This window comes from Anaerovibrio lipolyticus, assembly GCF_021531495.1.
In the GTDB taxonomy this organism is placed as follows: domain Bacteria; phylum Bacillota; class Negativicutes; order Selenomonadales; family Selenomonadaceae; genus Anaerovibrio.
The window spans coordinates 17,538-35,482 of sequence record NZ_JADYTY010000023.1 but is presented as its reverse complement, the minus strand read 5'-3'; the positions used below and the strand labels follow the sequence as shown (position 1 = coordinate 35,482).

Annotated in this window: 16 protein-coding genes and 2 tRNA genes; 1 reads left to right on the top strand and 17 read right to left on the bottom strand. The window is 45.7% G+C overall.

The window, feature by feature from the left end:
- Nucleotides 1-37 precede the first annotated feature (37 nt).
- Nucleotides 38-685: a hypothetical protein gene (locus tag I6E26_RS08385; RefSeq protein WP_235321395.1), complete on the bottom strand. Its 648-nt coding sequence runs from the start codon at nucleotides 683-685 to the stop codon at nucleotides 38-40.
- Between I6E26_RS08385 and I6E26_RS08380 the strand changes: the two genes are divergently transcribed.
- Nucleotides 567-1,010: a tyrosine-type recombinase/integrase gene (locus tag I6E26_RS08380; protein WP_328228054.1), complete on the top strand. Its 444-nt coding sequence runs from the start codon at nucleotides 567-569 to the stop codon at nucleotides 1,008-1,010. The genes I6E26_RS08385 and I6E26_RS08380 overlap by 119 nt on opposite strands.
- A gap of 97 nt (nucleotides 1,011-1,107) precedes the next feature.
- Here I6E26_RS08380 and I6E26_RS08375 read toward each other — a convergent pair.
- The 16 genes from I6E26_RS08375 to plsY form a co-directional block, all read right to left on the bottom strand.
- Nucleotides 1,108-1,195 (bottom strand) — tRNA-Leu (locus tag I6E26_RS08375).
- A 95-nt stretch (nucleotides 1,196-1,290) separates the two neighbouring features.
- Nucleotides 1,291-2,526 carry a phenylacetate--CoA ligase family protein gene (locus I6E26_RS08370; RefSeq protein ID WP_235321394.1) on the bottom strand — a complete coding sequence of 412 codons (1,236 nt, stop codon included), beginning with the start codon at nucleotides 2,524-2,526 and terminating at the stop codon, nucleotides 1,291-1,293.
- A gap of 43 nt (nucleotides 2,527-2,569) precedes the next feature.
- On the bottom strand, nucleotides 2,570-3,151 hold the full coding sequence (locus tag I6E26_RS08365; protein ID WP_235321393.1) for an indolepyruvate oxidoreductase subunit beta: 582 nt from the start codon (nucleotides 3,149-3,151) through the stop codon (nucleotides 2,570-2,572).
- A 1-nt stretch (nucleotide 3,152) separates the two neighbouring features.
- A complete protein-coding gene (gene iorA / locus I6E26_RS08360) occupies nucleotides 3,153-4,973 on the bottom strand; it encodes an indolepyruvate ferredoxin oxidoreductase subunit alpha (RefSeq protein WP_235321392.1) in 1,821 nt (606 codons plus the stop codon).
- A 32-nt stretch (nucleotides 4,974-5,005) separates the two neighbouring features.
- On the bottom strand, nucleotides 5,006-6,130 hold the full coding sequence (locus tag I6E26_RS08355; RefSeq protein ID WP_235321401.1) for an acyltransferase: 1,125 nt from the start codon (nucleotides 6,128-6,130) through the stop codon (nucleotides 5,006-5,008).
- Between the two features lie 144 nt (nucleotides 6,131-6,274).
- Nucleotides 6,275-6,351: transfer RNA gene (locus I6E26_RS08350), tRNA-Pro, on the bottom strand.
- Nucleotides 6,352-6,402: 51 nt separating this feature from the next.
- The gene (locus tag I6E26_RS08345) at nucleotides 6,403-6,903 is read right to left on the bottom strand and encodes a cob(I)yrinic acid a,c-diamide adenosyltransferase (protein WP_235321391.1); all 501 of its coding nucleotides are present in this window, start codon (nucleotides 6,901-6,903) and stop codon (nucleotides 6,403-6,405) included.
- Nucleotides 6,904-6,994: 91 nt separating this feature from the next.
- Nucleotides 6,995-7,411 carry a nucleoside-diphosphate kinase gene (ndk, locus tag I6E26_RS08340; RefSeq protein ID WP_235321390.1) on the bottom strand — a complete coding sequence of 139 codons (417 nt, stop codon included), beginning with the start codon at nucleotides 7,409-7,411 and terminating at the stop codon, nucleotides 6,995-6,997.
- A 124-nt stretch (nucleotides 7,412-7,535) separates the two neighbouring features.
- Nucleotides 7,536-8,081, bottom strand: a complete 546-nt coding sequence (locus I6E26_RS08335) for a gamma carbonic anhydrase family protein (protein WP_268824860.1) — start codon at nucleotides 8,079-8,081, stop codon at nucleotides 7,536-7,538.
- A gap of 135 nt (nucleotides 8,082-8,216) precedes the next feature.
- Nucleotides 8,217-9,473 (bottom strand): HD domain-containing protein, encoded by a 1,257-nt coding sequence (locus I6E26_RS08330; protein ID WP_235321389.1) that lies wholly within the window; start codon nucleotides 9,471-9,473, stop codon nucleotides 8,217-8,219.
- A 134-nt stretch (nucleotides 9,474-9,607) separates the two neighbouring features.
- Nucleotides 9,608-10,570 carry a homoserine kinase gene (gene thrB, locus I6E26_RS08325; RefSeq protein WP_235321388.1) on the bottom strand — a complete coding sequence of 321 codons (963 nt, stop codon included), beginning with the start codon at nucleotides 10,568-10,570 and terminating at the stop codon, nucleotides 9,608-9,610.
- Nucleotides 10,571-10,587: 17 nt separating this feature from the next.
- Complete coding sequence (locus I6E26_RS08320) at nucleotides 10,588-11,877, bottom strand: homoserine dehydrogenase (protein WP_235321387.1); 1,290 nt, start codon at nucleotides 11,875-11,877, stop codon at nucleotides 10,588-10,590.
- Between the two features lie 41 nt (nucleotides 11,878-11,918).
- A complete protein-coding gene (locus I6E26_RS08315; protein WP_235321399.1) occupies nucleotides 11,919-12,374 on the bottom strand; it encodes an ACT domain-containing protein in 456 nt (151 codons plus the stop codon).
- Between the two features lie 228 nt (nucleotides 12,375-12,602).
- Complete coding sequence (locus I6E26_RS08310; protein ID WP_235321386.1) at nucleotides 12,603-13,298, bottom strand: SIMPL domain-containing protein; 696 nt, start codon at nucleotides 13,296-13,298, stop codon at nucleotides 12,603-12,605.
- Between the two features lie 105 nt (nucleotides 13,299-13,403).
- On the bottom strand, nucleotides 13,404-17,252 hold the full coding sequence (locus I6E26_RS08305; RefSeq protein WP_235321385.1) for a PolC-type DNA polymerase III: 3,849 nt from the start codon (nucleotides 17,250-17,252) through the stop codon (nucleotides 13,404-13,406).
- 86 nt (nucleotides 17,253-17,338) lie between these two features.
- A complete protein-coding gene (gene plsY / locus I6E26_RS08300) occupies nucleotides 17,339-17,944 on the bottom strand; it encodes a glycerol-3-phosphate 1-O-acyltransferase PlsY (protein WP_235321384.1) in 606 nt (201 codons plus the stop codon).
- Nucleotide 17,945: the final 1 nt, after the last annotated feature.

Sequence of the window (17,945 nt, the reverse complement as noted above, 5' to 3'; positions counted from 1 at the left end):
CGAAACCAACTCCTGGCAGATGAACGTATGGCGAAACTCATGAAGCACTATGATGTAATCTACTAAACTTTTTACACAAAGTTCTTGACACACCCGCCAAAATATCAAGAATAAAGCTATAAACATACACCAGCAACGGAAAATATACTAAATTATGCTGCCACAACACATCTACCAAGCTTTCATTGTACAAGTATTCGGAACGATTTTTAGATTTAGTAATATCAGCTATTTCGTTCCGAAAATAAGAATCCGTACATTTGGATGAAATAACATCATCACAAGACAACAACTTGAATATAGATAATCGTCCTTTGAGTAATGGATATTGAAACAATGGCAATATCAGATTATACATGCTTTGTCTAAAAGCACCATCTACATTTGCCAGGCAATTTACAAAATTTATATTTGTAACACGCTCCACTATATAAAAGAACAATTCTCTAACTATTTTATCCAGTTTTTCCACATCCAAAAGATCAAGATGAAAATGTTTAACTAAATCACTCAAATCAAAATACTTTTCTGTTATATAAGGATTCATACTCAGCGAAGTTGTCTGTATCGCACATGCCAGGATTAAATCAAAAATACTGGTATATTTCTTCCGCTCTCCTTTTCTGACAGTATCATTTAAAAAGTATAAACACAACATTGACGAAAACCATAAAAAACGTGACATACTTGGCAACTCATATAATGATGAAGGCTGGCTGGTATGTTCCGATGATGGACGATGTAAAAACCCTAAAACTTTTAGCAGAGCGTTCAGCGATATGCTGAGAAGAAAAGGGGTTCGTCACATACGCTTCCACGATCTGCGCCATAGCTGCTGTTCTATCTATCTAGCCTCTAATGTGCCTCTGGCTGTTACCTCAAAGCTACTTGGACATTCAAGTATCAATATTACTGCCAATATATATGCCCACCTGATGGAAGAAAGCATCACTGATGCAGGAGAGAAAATCAATGAGGCTATAGGCAACATACATCCTAAAAAAGAATAACCCTCCATGTGCTCACCATGTGCTCACGGCACTTTTTCAGGCAGAAATTACGCAAAAAAAGACCTTGCAGAAACCTCTGCAAGGCCAGTATTTTCAATGGTGCCGAAGGCCGGACTCGAACCGGCACGTAGGGTAACTACGCTTGATTTTGAGTCAAGTGCGTCTGCCAATTCCGCCACTTCGGCAACTGTTGCTTTTGTTGACCTCTTGTGTCAAACAACAATCATATATTAACACATAGAAATGATACTGTCAACAAAAATTTTAGATTTTTTATTTTTTATTCGTAACGCTCATCAATTACCCGCTTGGTCTTTTTCATGCTTCTAGGCAGCAAGCCAATTTCTACTACCTTCACCAACGGAGTAAAGCCTATGCGGCTCTTGACCTTGGCAGCAACTCTGCGGGCCATATCCAAAAAGTCCACTGTACCATTGGTTTCCACATAGATACGCATGGTGTCCTTGCCATCCAAATGGGAAATACGAATCTGATACTCGCTGGACAGCTCTGGGAATTCCTGCAGAATTTCTTCAATCTGTTTAGGGAAGACATTTACACCCTTAATCTTAATCATATCATCAGTGCGTCCGCCAATTACGTCCAGCCGAGGATATTTGCTGCCACATGGACATTCTCCAGGAATAATGCGGGAAATATCATGGGTTCTATAGCGAATCAGCGGGGCCCCCTCCTTCACCAGAGTGGTAATAACAATTTCGCCCCATTCTCCATCAGGCAGTGGCTGCAGGGTTTCAGGATCTATAATCTCAATGTACACATAATCATCCCAGTAATGGATACCCTTATCATATTTACAGCTGATGCCAATGCCTGGGCCATAGATTTCCGTCAAACCATAAATATCATACAGCTCAATGCCCAGCTCCTTGGAAATGCGATCCCGCATCTTCTGCCCCCAGCGCTCAGAACCAATGATACCCTTGCGGAGATACAGCTTATCTGCTACACCCCGCTTCTGGATTTCCTCTGCCAACAGCAAAGCGTAAGAAGATGTAGCACAGAGAACACTGCTCTTCATATCCTGCATCATCTGCAGCTGCTTTTCCGTATTACCCGGCCCCATAGGCACAGTCATAGCCCCCAGCTTCTCAGCACCAGCCTGAAAGCCGATACCGGCAGTCCACAGGCCATAGCCAGCTGTAATCTGAACTCTATCCTTGTTGGTAACTCCTGCCATAGCATAGCAGCGGGCAAACATAGTGGCCCAGTCATCTACATCCTTCTGGGTATAAGGAATAATAACCGGCAAGCCTGTAGTACCAGAGGAGGAATGTATTCTTACTACCTCTTCCTCTGGTACTGTCATTAAGCCCAAAGGATAAGCATCCCGCAAATCGCTCTTTTCAGAGAAAGGCAGCTTGCGAAAATCCTCTGCGGTAGCAATGCTTTCAATACCTGCCTCCTCCAGCTTTTTGCCATAGAAGCTCTCTGCCTTAACCAAGGCGTGAATACGATTGTTTACTAAATTGATTTGTTCCTGTGAAATCTCCATCTCGTATTTACCTTTCCTTAATTGATATATACTTAGCCCAGGATTATTTTAAATTAGCTGCATAATCCAAAGCGCTAAAGTTAAGCTGATGAAATTTGGGTGGCACTCTGTCAATAACTGCCTGTCGAATATCCTCCACAGACAAGCCCAGCTCCCCACTGGCCGCAGCAGCTCCCAGCAGCAGCAGATTGACAATCTTGGCAGAACCCAGCTCATGGCAAGCCTTATCTGTATCCACCACCATAATTCTTTCTACTACAGAGCGAAGATAGGTCACCATTTTCTCCCCGTTATAGTTGGAGCCAGACAAGGCAGCTGTAACAGGCATTACAGCCCGCTTGCTTACCACCACCAGGCCTCCCTGCCGCAAATAAGGCAGCATACGCACAGTTTCTCCCGGCTCAAAGCCCAGAATAATATCTGCTGTACCCTTGGCAATCATAGGACATACCGCATCCTCTCCTATGCGGATATGACTGAATACAGAGCCTCCTCGCTGAGCCATACCTATGGTTTCGGCACTTTTCACCGGCAGCCCCTGAGCCATAGCAGCAGCAGAAATCAGCTTGGAGGCCAAAATAGTGCCCTGGCCTCCTACGCCACACAATACAATATTCTTACTCATATCAGCATCCTCCTATGGCCTCAAAGGGACAAATCTGACTGCACAGACCACAGCCAGTGCAAAGGCTTTCGTCAATTGCTACCTGACCATCCCTGATAATCAAGCCAGGACAGCCTATTTCTCTAATGCATTTGCGACAGCCTACACATTTGTCTATATCAACAGCCATTTTACCCTCTGGCTTGGTAATGGCTATACATGGATATTTAAAGATAATAGCCTTCACTCCAGGCATACCGGCCATTTTCCGAACCACCTCAATGGATTTATCCAAATCAAGAGGATTAACAGTTTCTACAGCAGTAACACCAATCCCCTGTAACACTGCCTCAATATTAACCTTGGCTACCACCTCTCCCATCATGGTGTGACCAGTGCCAGGATGAGGCTGATGGCCTGTCATGGCAGTAGTGGAATTATCCAAAACAACCAGTGTCATTTCCGCCTGATTATATACTGCATTAACCACCCCAGGAATAGCAGCTGCAAAGAAGGTAGAATCCCCCACAAAGGCAAAACAACTGGTGTCTGGCTCAATATGGCCTACACCCTGAGCAATACCTAAGCCAGCTCCCATACACAGACAGGTATCTACCATATCCAAAGGCATAGCATTGCCCATAGTATAGCAGCCAATATCGCCACAGAAAATAGTCTTACGGCCCTGCATAGCCTTCTTTACAGCATAGAAAGAGGCACGATGTGGACAGCCTGCACAAAGCACCGGCGGACGTACAGGCAGCTCCGGTGCAGGAACAGCCTGGCCGTTTTCTCCCTGCTCTGGCAGTTGACGGCCCATAAAAGCAGCAATATCAGCCAAAACGCTGTCTCGGGTATTTTCACCAGAATTTTTCACATGATGGGACAGCTTGCCCAAAATCTTTACTGGCAAATGGTATTTGCCAGCAATATATATCAGTTCCCGCTCAATAACCGGATCCAGCTCCTCTATACAGAGAACCTCCTCCAAGCCTGTCAGAAACTCCACAGCCAACTGCTCTGGGAATGGATGAGGGGTAGATACCTTCAATTCCCGCAACTGTCCCAGATTAGCCATAGCCTCTGTTACATAGGTATAATTAAAGCCACCAGTGGCAATACCTTTCTTTAGCTCCTTGCAGTCATCCCCAGCAGGAAGCAGCAGGTTTCTTTTATACTGGGAGAAAACCTTGGCCAGCTCCTCATTTCTGGCTTCAATATTGATATGAGCCTGATAGCTTAGCTTAGGGAAGATTACCCATCTCTTGGTATCCTTCACAAATCCCTCTGGCTCTACATTTTTATATTCCTCTACCTCCTTAACCTGAATGGAGGCATAGCCATGAGAAACTCTGGTGGTACTGCGGAAGAATACTGGTGTCCCGTATTTCTCTGAATATTCAAAGGCCTCCTGTACCATATCATAGGCTTCCTGCACTGTAGATGGATCAAAGCAGGGCAGCTTGGAGAATCTGGCAAAATGTCTGGTATCCTGCTCCGTCTGAGAGGAAATTGGCCCTGGATCATCTGCCACCAGAATAACCATGCCACCCTTGACACCAATATATTCCAAGCTCATGAGAGGATCTGCTGCCACATTCAAACCTACCTGCTTCATGGTAACCATAGTTCTGGCCCCCGTATAGGCTGCTCCGGCACCTACCTCCATAGCGGATTTTTCATTTACAGACCATTCCACATAGGTATTTTCCTGTCTGTTTTTGGCTACTGTTTCTAAAACCTCTGTAGAAGGTGTACCTGGATAGCCAGCTACCAGCCTTACCCCTGCCGCCAAGGCTCCCAAAGCAATAGCCTGATTGCCCATCAAAAATTCCTGATGCATTGTCTCTCCCCTATTCTTTAAATATAATACAATTATTTCCTTTTGCTAATACCAATGGTCAGCTGATTTACCATGGGCCATCTCTCCCCCAGCTGTCGCATGGCAACAGCTGCCGCCATGGTTAGAGCCACCACTGCCACATAGAATATCAGGGCAATGGGTGCCGTCATAATTCTGCCTGTGCCGGCCAAGGCCAAACCTAGATATGTAATAGCCACAGGATGGGCCAGATAGACAAAATAGGAATGTTTGCCCAAGGCTGACAAGATAGGCCGCAGTCCCTCTGGCAAGCGCCAGATAGTAAAGATGGCAAAGAAAAACAGACTAGCTCCCAAGGTATAAAAAATACCTGCTGGACACAGCTGCTGGGCGGTATTAATGCCCTCCAAAGGAGTATATCCCTTGGTAAAAATCAGCCAGTAATAATAACCTAGCAAACCGGCAAAGGTCAGCCAGAAGAAGCCTATAATCCTGCCACGACATTCTGTCAGGAAGCTCATAAACCAGTTAATATTCACTGCCAAATAACCTCCCAGGACAAAAATAAAGATATAATGCATTACCCAGTAATTCAAGCGGTAATCTATGAAAGAGCGTAGAAAGAAATTTTCCACCCCGGCAGAATTCAGCATAAAGCAGGACCAATAGTCAAAGGCTATCTGAAATACCAGCAATCCTCCTAGAGCCAGCCAGCTCATACGGCGTATCAGCCACACCCATATAGGCATCATGAGATAAAACCACAGCAGAATTACCATAAAATACAACTGATAGCCTGCCGTGCCAAAAAACATACTAAAGGCTATATAAAAGGGACTTAGTACACTGGTATCTCCCCATAAAACCGCATAATGTATCAGATAAAACAAAGACCAGATAACATAAGGAACCAGCACAGTTTTCATTCTTCGCTGGAGAAAGCTTTTATAGTCAAAGGGCTTGCTCATATCCAGATTGTAAAACATACCAAAGGCAGAAATAAAAAAGAAAATTGGCACACTGAATCTGGTAGCCACCTCAAATAAAGCCACAAGATGCATATTGGCTGCCACATTGGCAAGATACTGAGAACCGGTATGAATACCTACCACACCTAGCATGGAAATACCTCGAATATATTCTATAGCCGGCAATCGGGGTTTCTTATTTATCAAAATATCATCTCCCAAACAGATTTATTCACTATTATAGCACAATATTCCAACCCTGGCACACATTTGTCAAAATAAGTAAAAAACAGGGATTTTCCTATAAACAAAAAAGCCATCCAGAATTAGCTGAATGGCTTTGGGGTTCCCAAATGGTCGGAACGACGGGATTTGAACCCACGACCTCTTCCACCCCAAGGAAGCGCGCTACCAAACTGCGCTACGTCCCGAACATTTCATATGTTACTACATTTCCTGCCTGTTGTAAAGGTATTTTTACCTTAGCGATTCTCCTCCAAGCGCATCAACATAAAGCAAAAATCTGACAGACGATTCAGGAAGATACGATCTTCGTCTGGCACAACTTCATTCTTGGCCAAATCCCACATGACACGCTCAGCACGGCGGGCTACGGTTCTAGCCAGATCCAAGCAGGCTCCTCCCTTAGATTCTCCTGGAATCAGGAATTCGTGGGTGGGATGAAGCTTGTCCTCGATTTTATCAATCATCTTCTCCAGATAAACTACATGGTCATGGGTAATCTGTGGCTCATAATTGTTGATGCTGGCAAAATCTGTCATCAGCAAACCATTAAGTTTCTGCACCTTAAGGATGCATTCCTTAACCTCCTCATTCTGACAGAAAGCTCTGGCCATGCCCAAAGCAGAACCAAATTCATCCAAGGCACCATAGGCCTTTACACGCCATGAATTCTTGGCAATACGCTGACCTGTGTACAGATCAGTCATACCCTTGTCGCCTCTAGCAGTATATAAGCTCATTACACTTCCCCCTTTGTTTAACCCCCATTAACAGCCTGCCCTTTGTACAAGGCCATTATGGGCTTCCTTTTACTTTACCTGATACAGAGCCTCAGTCAAAAATCTCTGCGGCATTGAAGAAAATAGAAATCTCCCGCTTAGCATTCTCTGGCGAATCAGAAGCATGCACGGCATTACGACTGCCGCTGGCTGCATAAAGCTTGCGGATAGTACCCTCAGCAGCCTGGTCTGGATTGGTTTTGCCATTAATAGCTCTAACATTGGCAATAGCTCCTTCACCCTGCAGCACCATAGCAACAATTGGCCCAGAGGTCATGAAGCCCATCAGATCATCATAATAATCACGGCCGATATGCTCCTCATAATGCTTGGAGGCCAGCTTTTCATCCATTTTCAGCATTTTCATAGCCAAAATCTCCAAGCCCTTTTCCTCATAGATTTTGATAATATCACCAATATGCTTTGCTCTTACAGCGTCGGGCTTAATCAGCACCAAAGTTTTTTCCATTTCATTAACCTCTCTTTTTGACCTTGCAGAAGAAATTCTATACCTCTGCCTCTGTCTTGTATTTGTATAATTCTACATAGAAAATAAAATTCCTGCTTTTTCAGCAAAAAATCATACAACGAATTTATTTGTCAGCCTTTTCCTTGGCAACGTATTCCTCCAGCTCCTTGGCATAAATCTGCCCTAAGCGATAATAGTTCTCTGTGGAAGCTTTCAAGGCCTCCAGCTCGTCCTCCCGCAGCTCCCTGATAATTTTGGCAGGATTGCCATAAACCAGACAGCCGGAAGGGATTTTTTTGTGCTGAGCAATAAAGGTATCAGCACCAATAACACAGTTATCACCAATTTCAGAATAACCTATCAAAACACTGCCCATGCCAATCAGACAATTACTGCCTACCTTGCTGCAATGAACCACCGCATTATGACCAATTGTTACATGATCCCCAATAATGGTTGGTGCATCACTCATGGTATGAATTGTAGCATTATCCTGTACATTGGTATGCTTGCCAATAACCACGCTATTTACATCACCTCGCACCACGGAACCAAACCAAATATTGGTACCAGCCCCAATCCTAACATCTCCCACTACGGAAGCAGTTGGCGCAATAAACACATCCTCAGCCACATCAGGCATCTGGCCTTTATATGGAAAAACAGCCATTTTTATTCACCCCTTAGCAAATTTTCTAAATCTGCTATTTCAATACAGATTTACATTTTACTTACATAACATGTTTTCGACAAAAATTTCCTAAATCCTGCTTTTGAACAAATTTTATTTTTTCTAGGCAAAATTTTACTTTAAAGACCTATTATTTATTTCCCCTAGCCAGATTCTACAAAGCTTGGTTCTTTCCTGTTCCAGCCATTGGCCCACAGCCGGCCCCTTGATGCCCTCTGGAGCCTCCCTGCCTGTAATGGCTTTAAGTCTGTCAATTCCTTCCTGAGCATAAAGAAGATAATTAGGCAGGCTATGGTGGTCTGCTTCTATAATAATCTTAAAATCCTCCACAGGCAATTCCTGACTAATGGCATCCATAGACATAAGAAGCTGGCTGATTTTCCCTGGCTTGCTTAGACGAGGTGCCCGCATATGCTGGGTAATAACATATTTCGCCGCCTTCAGCCAACGGTTAGGCAAGGTCATACGGCTATTCCAATGGGACAATACCTTCAGTCCCTTCACTTCATGACCATAATGGTGAGGCAGCATCTCCGCCGGTGTTTCGCCTTTGCCCAGGTCATGACAAAGAGCGCAAAATCTGGCCACTATATTCGTTGTCCGCTCTGCCACCTTAGCCAGAATCAGCATGGAATGCTCAAAGGCATCTCCCTCGGGATGATATTCCACAGGCTGAGCCTGGCCAATCAAGGCATATATCTCCGGATGCACCGCCTCTAAGATACCAGCATCATTCAGCAGGCGAAAATAGGCAGTAGGCTTGGGGTAGCCCAAAGCCCTTTTCAACTCCCCAAAAATCCGCTCGCTAGGCTCCTGTAGCAACTCCTTTTCACAGGCTTTCATGTACTGCAACAGCTTCGGTGTAGGCACAAAGCCCAATTTAGCATTAAACCGGGCAGCTCTAAGGGCCCTGACCGGATCCTCACAAAAATGCTCTGATACGGGCTGCAAAATGCCCTCCCGTATATTGTCCTGCCCATGATAGGGATCTACCAGCTCCTGCGTTAATACATCCATAGCCATACTGTTAACAGTCAGATCCCGCCGATACAAATCCTCTTGAATGGTTATATCTGAGCTGCTTTCAGCCACAAAGCCATGATAGCCAGTGCCATTTTTTTGCTCTCGCCGGGCCAAAGCCACCTCCCGATGCTCATTATCTATTTTTGCCATAAACACTGGAAAGGCATTGCCCACCAGCCAGCTATGAGGAAAAGCCTGCTGAAATTGTTGTTGGTTAAGACCTGTAATAACATAATCCTTATCGTGAGGATTCCGCCCCATAAGATAATCCCTTACCCAGCCTCCAACAATATAAGCCCGGCCTCCAGCTCTTGCCACTGCCTGGCCAAATTCCTGCTCCGTCATCATTTCACCTTCTAATCTCCAGCTTTTATACCATTTCAGCTTTCTCTTACAAAGGATATTGTACCTGTATACCTTAAAATTTTCAACAAAAAAGAGACTGAAACCCTTATGCTAGTTCCAATCTCTCAAATATCCCTTTATTTTATGGCCACAGCCCCTTGGCTATCAATATCAAAAACATGATAGCAGGCTTCTACCTTGTTAGCCTTAAAAGCCTGGCACATAGCCTCCCCTACTGCCTCTGGATTGTCCACTGTAAAGGCAATCAGACAAGGGCCGGCACCGCTCATGCTGGCCCCCAGGGCGCCAGCAGATTTGGCAGCCTTGAATACATCATACATACCAGGAATCAGCTTGGCTCTATATGGCTGATGCAGGGCATCATCAAAAACACTGCGCAAAAAGCTCTTATTTCCTTTGCACAAAGCCGCAGTAAGCATAGCCGCCCGGCCAATATTAAACACAGCATCCTGCATGGACACCTCTGTTGGCAATACGGCTCTAGCGGCCTTGGTAGGCAGGAAGAAATCCGGCACTGCCACCACCAGCTTAATATTCAGCCTTGGCATCAAGGAAAAACATTCCGGCTTGCCATTGCGGACAATACTTACAGTAAAACCACCAAAAATAGCCGGTGCCACATTATCTGGATGGCCCTCAATATCCGTAGCCATCTGCAGCAAATCTCTCCGGGAAAATGGATTGCCCAGGTATTCATTAGCTGCTTTCAAGCCCCCTACAATAGCGGTAGCACTGCTGCCCAAACCTCTGGACAAAGGCACATCATTATGCATCCGAATCATAGCACCCTGATATTCCTTATCCTTGCCAGCTTTAACTAACAGCTTTTGGATGGAACGCCACACAATATTTCTTTCATCAGTAGGAATATTGCCTGCTCCATCACCGCTAACCTCTATAACCAGCTTTTTCTCTGGCAGCAGCTTTAGCTCCAGTTCATTATATATAGTACAGGCTACACCCAAACAGTCAAAGCCTGGGCCACAGTTGGCAGAGGTGCCCGGCACCCGAACCTTAACCCATCTATCCTTTTGACTATCTGCCTCTGCAGCCTGACTGGCTTCCTTGTAATCTTCCATTGTGAATCCCCCTGAGCTTAGTCCTGCTCAACTCTGATAACGCTCCTAATGCTGTTCACCACGCTCAGGCCATTGAGAATATCTGCAGCCATCTGGAGATGCTTATGCTGAACCACATGAGTAACAGCTACAATCTCGGCATGATTTTCCACCTTGCGAGTCTGAATTACAGACTTCAGGCTGACACCGCTTTCACCAAAGGCGGTGGCAATCCGTCCCAATACACCTGGCTCATCATCTACATGAAGCCGTACATAATATGATGATTCTGTTTCCTCCAGAGGGCAGAAATTGCGATGATTGTAGCAGGTACAGCCCACCATAGAATGAGTACCGCTAACCAGATTTCTGGTTTCGCTGACAATATCCGCGGTAACAGCAGAGGCTGTAGGCAGAGAGCCTGCTCCTCGGCCATAGAACATGGCATCACCAATAGCATTGCCTCGAATGAAAATAGCATTGAAAACATCATTTACAGAGGCCAGTGGATGGGTTTTGGCCAGGAATACAGGATGAACTCTTACATTAACACCCTTGTCGCCGTAATCCTTGGCTACAGCCAATAGCTTAATAACATAGCCCAATTCCTTGGCATAGTTAATATCGGCTGGTTCAATATGGGTAATACCCTCTACAGATACCTTATCCAGACTAACTCTGCTGTTAAAGGCAATAGAGCCTAAGATAGCAGCCTTTCTAGCTGCATCCAGTCCCTCTACATCCGCAGCAGGATTTGCTTCCGCATAGCCCTTCTCCTGTGCTTCCTTCAAAACAGCAGCATAATCAGAGCCTTTTTCCGTCATCTGAGTAAGCATATAATTGGTAGTACCATTAACAATGCCCATAATCTCAGTGATTCGATTGCCTGTAAGACATTCCTTCAAAGGAGTAATAATAGGGATACCGCCGCCTACACTGGCCTCAAAGCGGAAGTCCACTCCCTTGGCCTCAGCCATATCCAGCAGCTCATGTCCCATCTGAGCAACTACATCCTTGTTGGCTGTAACTACATGCTTGCCATTCTTCATGGCCTCCATCATGTATTCAAAAGCAGGATGCAAGCCACCCATCAGCTCCACTACAATATCAATCTCAGGGTCATTGACAATTTCCTGAGCGTTGTCTGTCAGCTCCACATCCTCCAAATAAGGACGCTTTTTGTTAACATCACGCACCAGTACCTTCTTGACAACCACAGCTGCGCCAGCCTTCTTGGCAATATCAGCACCATTCTCCTTGAGAACTCTCACTACACCAGTACCTACAGTACCAGATCCTAACAGACCAATCTTAATCACTTTGGACATATATTATACCTTCTCCTCTCAGGGCGTTCCGGTATGACTGCTTACTGCGCCGCCTGTCCCAGAACCTCCATGCGTTTCACACCATCTACCATTCTCAGCTTGTCCAGCAGGGCCTCCAGATCCACAGACATATTGGCTGTTTCGATGGATACAGTAGCATTGGCCACACCCTGCAGAGGAATACCCTGATTAATGGTCAATACACTGCCGGAATCTGCTGAAATGGTATTCAGTACACTGGACAGAACTCCCTTTTTGTGCTCTAACAGGAAGGTCAGAGTAACAATCTTGTTCTGACTTGCCTCATAGAAAGGGAATACATAGTCCTTATATTTATAATATGCACTGCGGCTCAGCTCCATTTTTTCCACAGCCTCATTGATGGTTCTGGCATCACCGCGCTTCAGCATTTCCTTTACCCTAATGGTTTTCTTGATAGCCTCTGGCAATATTTCTTCCCTAACCAGAAAATAGCCATTTTTTTCTGTTTTTGACATCATTAAGTTCAACCTCCGTACACCCTATAAAGATGTTTTTCTACATACAATGGATATTATAGCAGAGCTAAAAAGGATTGACAATAGTATGAGAGGACATTTGTATAATTTTTTTGATATAGCCTAAAAAAATCATAGGCAGAATAACCAATATCACCACAAAATATTTTTGTGATTATATCGTTATTCTGCCTACAAAATCAATAAGAAATAGAACAGCCTTCAGGCTTACTGAATCTGATATTCAATATGTACATTGCCACGGAAATCTATGGTACCAGGAGCCACACTGGTTGGAGCTGCATTGCCGTCAGCCTTCATCAGATGAGCACCAGCCAGTTCATAGCGGCCCATATTGGTTCCCTGCTCTGTTACCAGCCGTACACCAATGATTTTTACTCCCAAAGTGGAAGCAATTACATCAGCCTTGCTTCTGGCATCCAGCACAGCCCGACGGAGAGCCTCATTTCTAGCTGCCTTTTCATCCTTCAGGCCATAGCTTACATCAGATACCTGAGTAGCCCCATTGGCCATAGCGGCATCCAATACTTCTCCCAGCTTGTTAATATCGTTCACAACTACCCGGAAGGTATTCTCCGCAGTATAGCCCACTATTTTGCTATACTCCTTGCGATCATAAACAGGACTCAGTCTATAGCTGCTCTGTATATCCTTGCTATAGATGCCCTGACGGCTGAGGGCTGCAGACAGCTGTGCAGCCTTCTGAGCGTTTTCTGCCTGAGCCAGCTGGACAGTCTTAGCGGTATTCTCCACAGTAAACTCCACTGAAGCCTGATCCGGAGCTACTGTATAGGCTCCTGTGCCCTCTACAGCAACTACAGCAGGCTCTGCTGCCATAGCCACCCCATTGATAGCCAGACACATAGCCAGCACCGTCAAAATCATAAGTATTTTCTTCTTCATAATACTTCCTCCCCTAATCAAATTAGTTTTACTGTAGACAATATAACCTGCCAAGCTGAAAATCATCTGACAAAAAGATTAGAATTTGATTAGAGAGGCCTCACCTTAACCAAAAAGACTAAGCTGGTCGCTTTCATCCATGCCATCAAGACAGCCATGATTCCGCAGGGCTTCCACAGAGGTTTTGGTTATACCTGTGCGCTTTTTCATATTTTCCACTGAGGAATATTCCCCATTTTCCCGCTCCTCCTCCAGGGAATGAGCATCTACACTGCCCAAGCCTCCTAGAGCAGTAAAAGGCGGCAAAATAGCATTTTCCTCTGGCAGCATGGTAAATCTATCTGCCTTGGAGCGATACAAATCCACCTTCAGGCAGGTGAAGCCCCGGATATACATTTCCCAAGCCAGCTGCAGAACAACATAAAGCTCCTCCTCCTTGGCCTCCCGTTTATCCTTGGCTTCCAACTCCGCCATTTTTTCCTCCACAGCCTTTTGCCCCAGAGAGATAATATCTGCATCAAAGGCCGCAGCACGAATGGAGAAATAAGCAGCGTAATAAGCCAGAGGATAATGAACCTTACAGAAGGCTATGCGATAGGCCATCATAACATAGGCGGTAGCATGAGCCCGGGGGAACATATACTTAATCTTCTGACAGGATTCTATATACCACTCAGGAATTTTCTTTTCCCGCAGCATTTCCACCTGATCCTCAGGAATCCCCTTGCCCTTTCTTACCCGTTCCATAATCTTAAAGGAAGCCAGTGGATCTACACCGCTGTGCATGAGATAAATCATAATATCATCACGGGCCGAAATTGCATTTTGCAGGGTACAGGTGCCTGCCTTGATTAAATCCTGAGCATTGCCCAGCCATACATCCGTACCATGAGAGAAGCCGGATATCCGCACCAAATCACTGAAACATTTAGGATTGGTGTCATCAATCATCTGGCGGGTAAAATTGGTTCTAAACTCTGGAATACCATAGGTGCCGGAATTAGCTCCCAGCAATTCTGGAGTTACTCCCAGAGCCGTAGTGGAATTAAAAATACTCAAAGTAGCCGGATCATCAAAAGGAATGGTCTTTGGGTCCCGATGTGTCAAATCCTCCAGCATTTTAATAACCGTAGGATCATCGTGACCAAGAATATCCAGCTTTACCAAACGGCTGCTGATGGAATGATAATCAAAATGTGTCGTAATAGTTTCCGAGTTCAAATCATCTGCCGGATGCTGCAGCGGGGTAAAGAAATGCACATCCATATTCCGGGGCACTACCATGATACCCGCTGGATGCTGACCTGTGGTACGCTTTACCCCCTGACAGCCTGCCGCCATATGGCCAATAAAGGCCTCCCGCTTGGACTGTCCCTTTTCCTCATAGTATTTCTTCACAAAGCCATAGGCGGTTTTATCCGCCACCGTAGTAATAGAGCCGGCTCGGAATACATTGTCCTTGCCAAAAAGCTCCTCTGTGTACTTATGAGCCACAGGCTGATATTCACCAGAGAAGTTCAAATCAATATCTGGTACCTTATCTCCATCAAAGCCTAGGAACACCGCAAAAGGAATTTCGTGACCATCCTTCAGCATATTGGTACCACACACAGGACATTCCTTATCTGGCAAATCATAGCCACAGCCATAGGAGCCATCCAGCACAAACTCACTATGCTTGCAATAAGGACAACGCCAATGAGGTGGCAAAGGATTTACCTCTGTAATATCTGTCATGGTAGCCACAAAGGAAGAACCTACAGAACCTCGGGAGCCTACCAGATAACCATCTATATTGGATTTTCGCACCAGCTTATGGGCAATGAGATACAGCACAGAGAAGCCATGAGCAATAATTGGCTTTAGCTCCTGGTCAATTCTGGCCTGCACCACCTCTGGCAGTTGACTGCCATATAGTTCATGAGCCTTGTTATAGGTCATATCCCTGATAGCCTCATCTGCTCCCGGAATCATAGGGGAATACAAGCCATCAGGAATCGGCTTAAATTTTTCCACCATATCAGCAATTTTCCGAGGATTGGTTACAACAGCCTCATAGGCTGCCTCCTGGCCAAGATACTGGAACTCCGCCAGCATTTCCTCTGTAGTCCGCAGGAACAAAGGAGGCTGTTTATCTGCATCCTTAAAACCGGTGCCCTTCATAAGAATGGCCCGGTAAATATAATCCTCTGGATTGAGAAAATGCACATCACAGGTAGCAATCAAAGGCTTGTTCAGCTTTTTGGCCAGCTCTGCCACCTTGAGATTGAGATTTATCAAATCCTCATCACTATTTATATTGGGAAAAGCTTCCTCCCGAACAAGAAATTCATTATTGCCAATAGGCTGGATTTCCAGATAATCATAAAAGGAGGCAATCTCCAAAAGCTCTTCCTCAGGAGCACCAGCCACAATAGCCCGCATCAGTTCTCCCGCCTCACAGGCAGAGCCAATAATCAAGCCCTCCCGATACTCCTGAATCAGCTGCTTGGGCAGTCTAGGACGCTTGAAGAAAAAACGCAGATTGGACATGGAAACCAGCTTGTAAAGATTTCGCAAACCAATAGGATTCTTAGCTAGAATAATAATATGGTGGGCCCTTTTCTGCTTATAATCCCCACCAACCAGATAACCCTCTACACCATAGATAACCTTGATGCCTGCATCCTTGGCAGCAGACATGGCATCTGGAAAGGCCTGAACACAGCCATGATCCGTAATGGCAATAGCCGGCCAGCCCCATTTGGCCGCAGTCTTAATCAGGGCCTTGGCGGAAGAAACTGCATCCATAGAGCTCATATTGGTATGACAATGCAGTTCCACTCGCTTTTCCTCAGCCTTGTCCTGGCGAGCCTCCTGCTCCACCAGCATCAGAGAATCAGGCATCAGGCTATAATCATTGCTATAGGTATCGTAGCGGACCGCACCCTTAACCTTAATGACACCCCCAGACTTAGCCGCTTTTTTCAAACGGCCTAGAACCACCTCATAACCCTCATGCTCCCTGATAAATATCTTACAGCTAATGCCCTCGGTGCTATCAGCCAGAGAGAACAAGAGCATATTGGTATTAGCAAATTCCTTGCCATCAACGCCCCCAATATAGCCCTGAGCAATAACGGAGCGGATTTCTCCCTGCAGCTGATTAATAGGAGTTATATCCCCTACTATGCCCTCGCCAAATACTAGAGGAGAATCCTCAGCCCCAATAACCAGCTGGCGACGGCGATATTTTTTACCGCCCTTGTTATCTCCCCCAGTCTTGCTGTTGCCAGAAGCATTACCTGCATTATATGGCTGTACTGGCTGAGGGCCAGCAGGCTTGCCATAATCTGAGCCGCCTCCCCCCTGAGCCACTGGCATCTTTGGCTCAGTCTGAGCTCTTTTCAGCGCCTCCAAATAAGCCGGATCCTCTGGTGGCATATGCTGGCGAATAGCATCTATGGCCTCATATACTGCCTGACACTGCAGGGCCACAGGATAACCAATCAGCTTTTCTGTACCCTCCCTCAGCTTGTTCAGAACCTTGTGCTTTTCCAGCAAGTACTTGGCAAAATCTCCCTGAACCTGCAAAAGGATTGCATTCTGACCATAAACCCGGCGGGATTGGTCCAAAATTACCTTGGCCGCATGGTCACCCTTGGTAACAAACTCCACCAACTGTTCCCATTTCTGCTCCAGCACCTTCTCCAGCTTGATAACAGTAGTATAGAACCGCACCTCCTGCAGGTCGTGCTTAGCCGTTACATAGTCCCTTCCTCTGTCCAGCAGTTCCTCTGGCAATTTGTCCAAAGACCAGATAAGCAATTCCCACATATTCCGGGCCGGAGTTACTTCCACATGGCGAATAACCGCTGCATCCAGCAATTTGCCCTCCTGTGCTGTCTGCTCCATACCTGCCAGCAGTTGTCCTAGACGTTTGCAATTTTCCGGTACAATACGATACTTCTCCATTATCTCACCATTCTTGCCATAAAAAATATCAGCTCCTGCCCCATGAGAGGACAGGAGCTGTCAAACCTTACAGATAGGACATTGAATTATTTTACATGATGTCCCCCAGATTTTATCTTGCTTTCTGTGCCATTTAACAAACGGCCAATGTTACTTTTATGTCGATAAACAATAAATACTGCTGCAATCAGGCCCAGAACCAGGAAGTCTGTATGAAGGCCCATAAACAACGCCAGCACCGGCACCAGTACAGCCGCTACAATGGAGCCTAGAGATACATAGCCTGTAGCCTTTACAATAGCCAGCCATACCAGGAATACAATAATAGTTACCCAAGGCATCAGAGTAACAATAACACCAAGGCCGGTGGCTACCCCCTTGCCTCCCTTGAAGCCCAGGAAAATGGACCAGGAATGTCCCACAATAGCCAACAGACCGCAGATAATCCCTGCCAGCTCACTGCCGCCAAGACGGAGGCCTAAATAGGTACTAATGGCCCCCTTTAGCATATCCAGAAAGAAAATACTAAAGCCACCAGCCTTGCCAATGGTGCGCCAGGCATTAGTAGCTCCTATATTGCCGCTGCCATGCTGCCGCAAATCCACACCCCAAATTCCCTTGCCCAACAGCAGGCCATTAGGAATGGAGCCTAGGACATAACTGATTACTGCCGCAACGATAAATCCCAACATA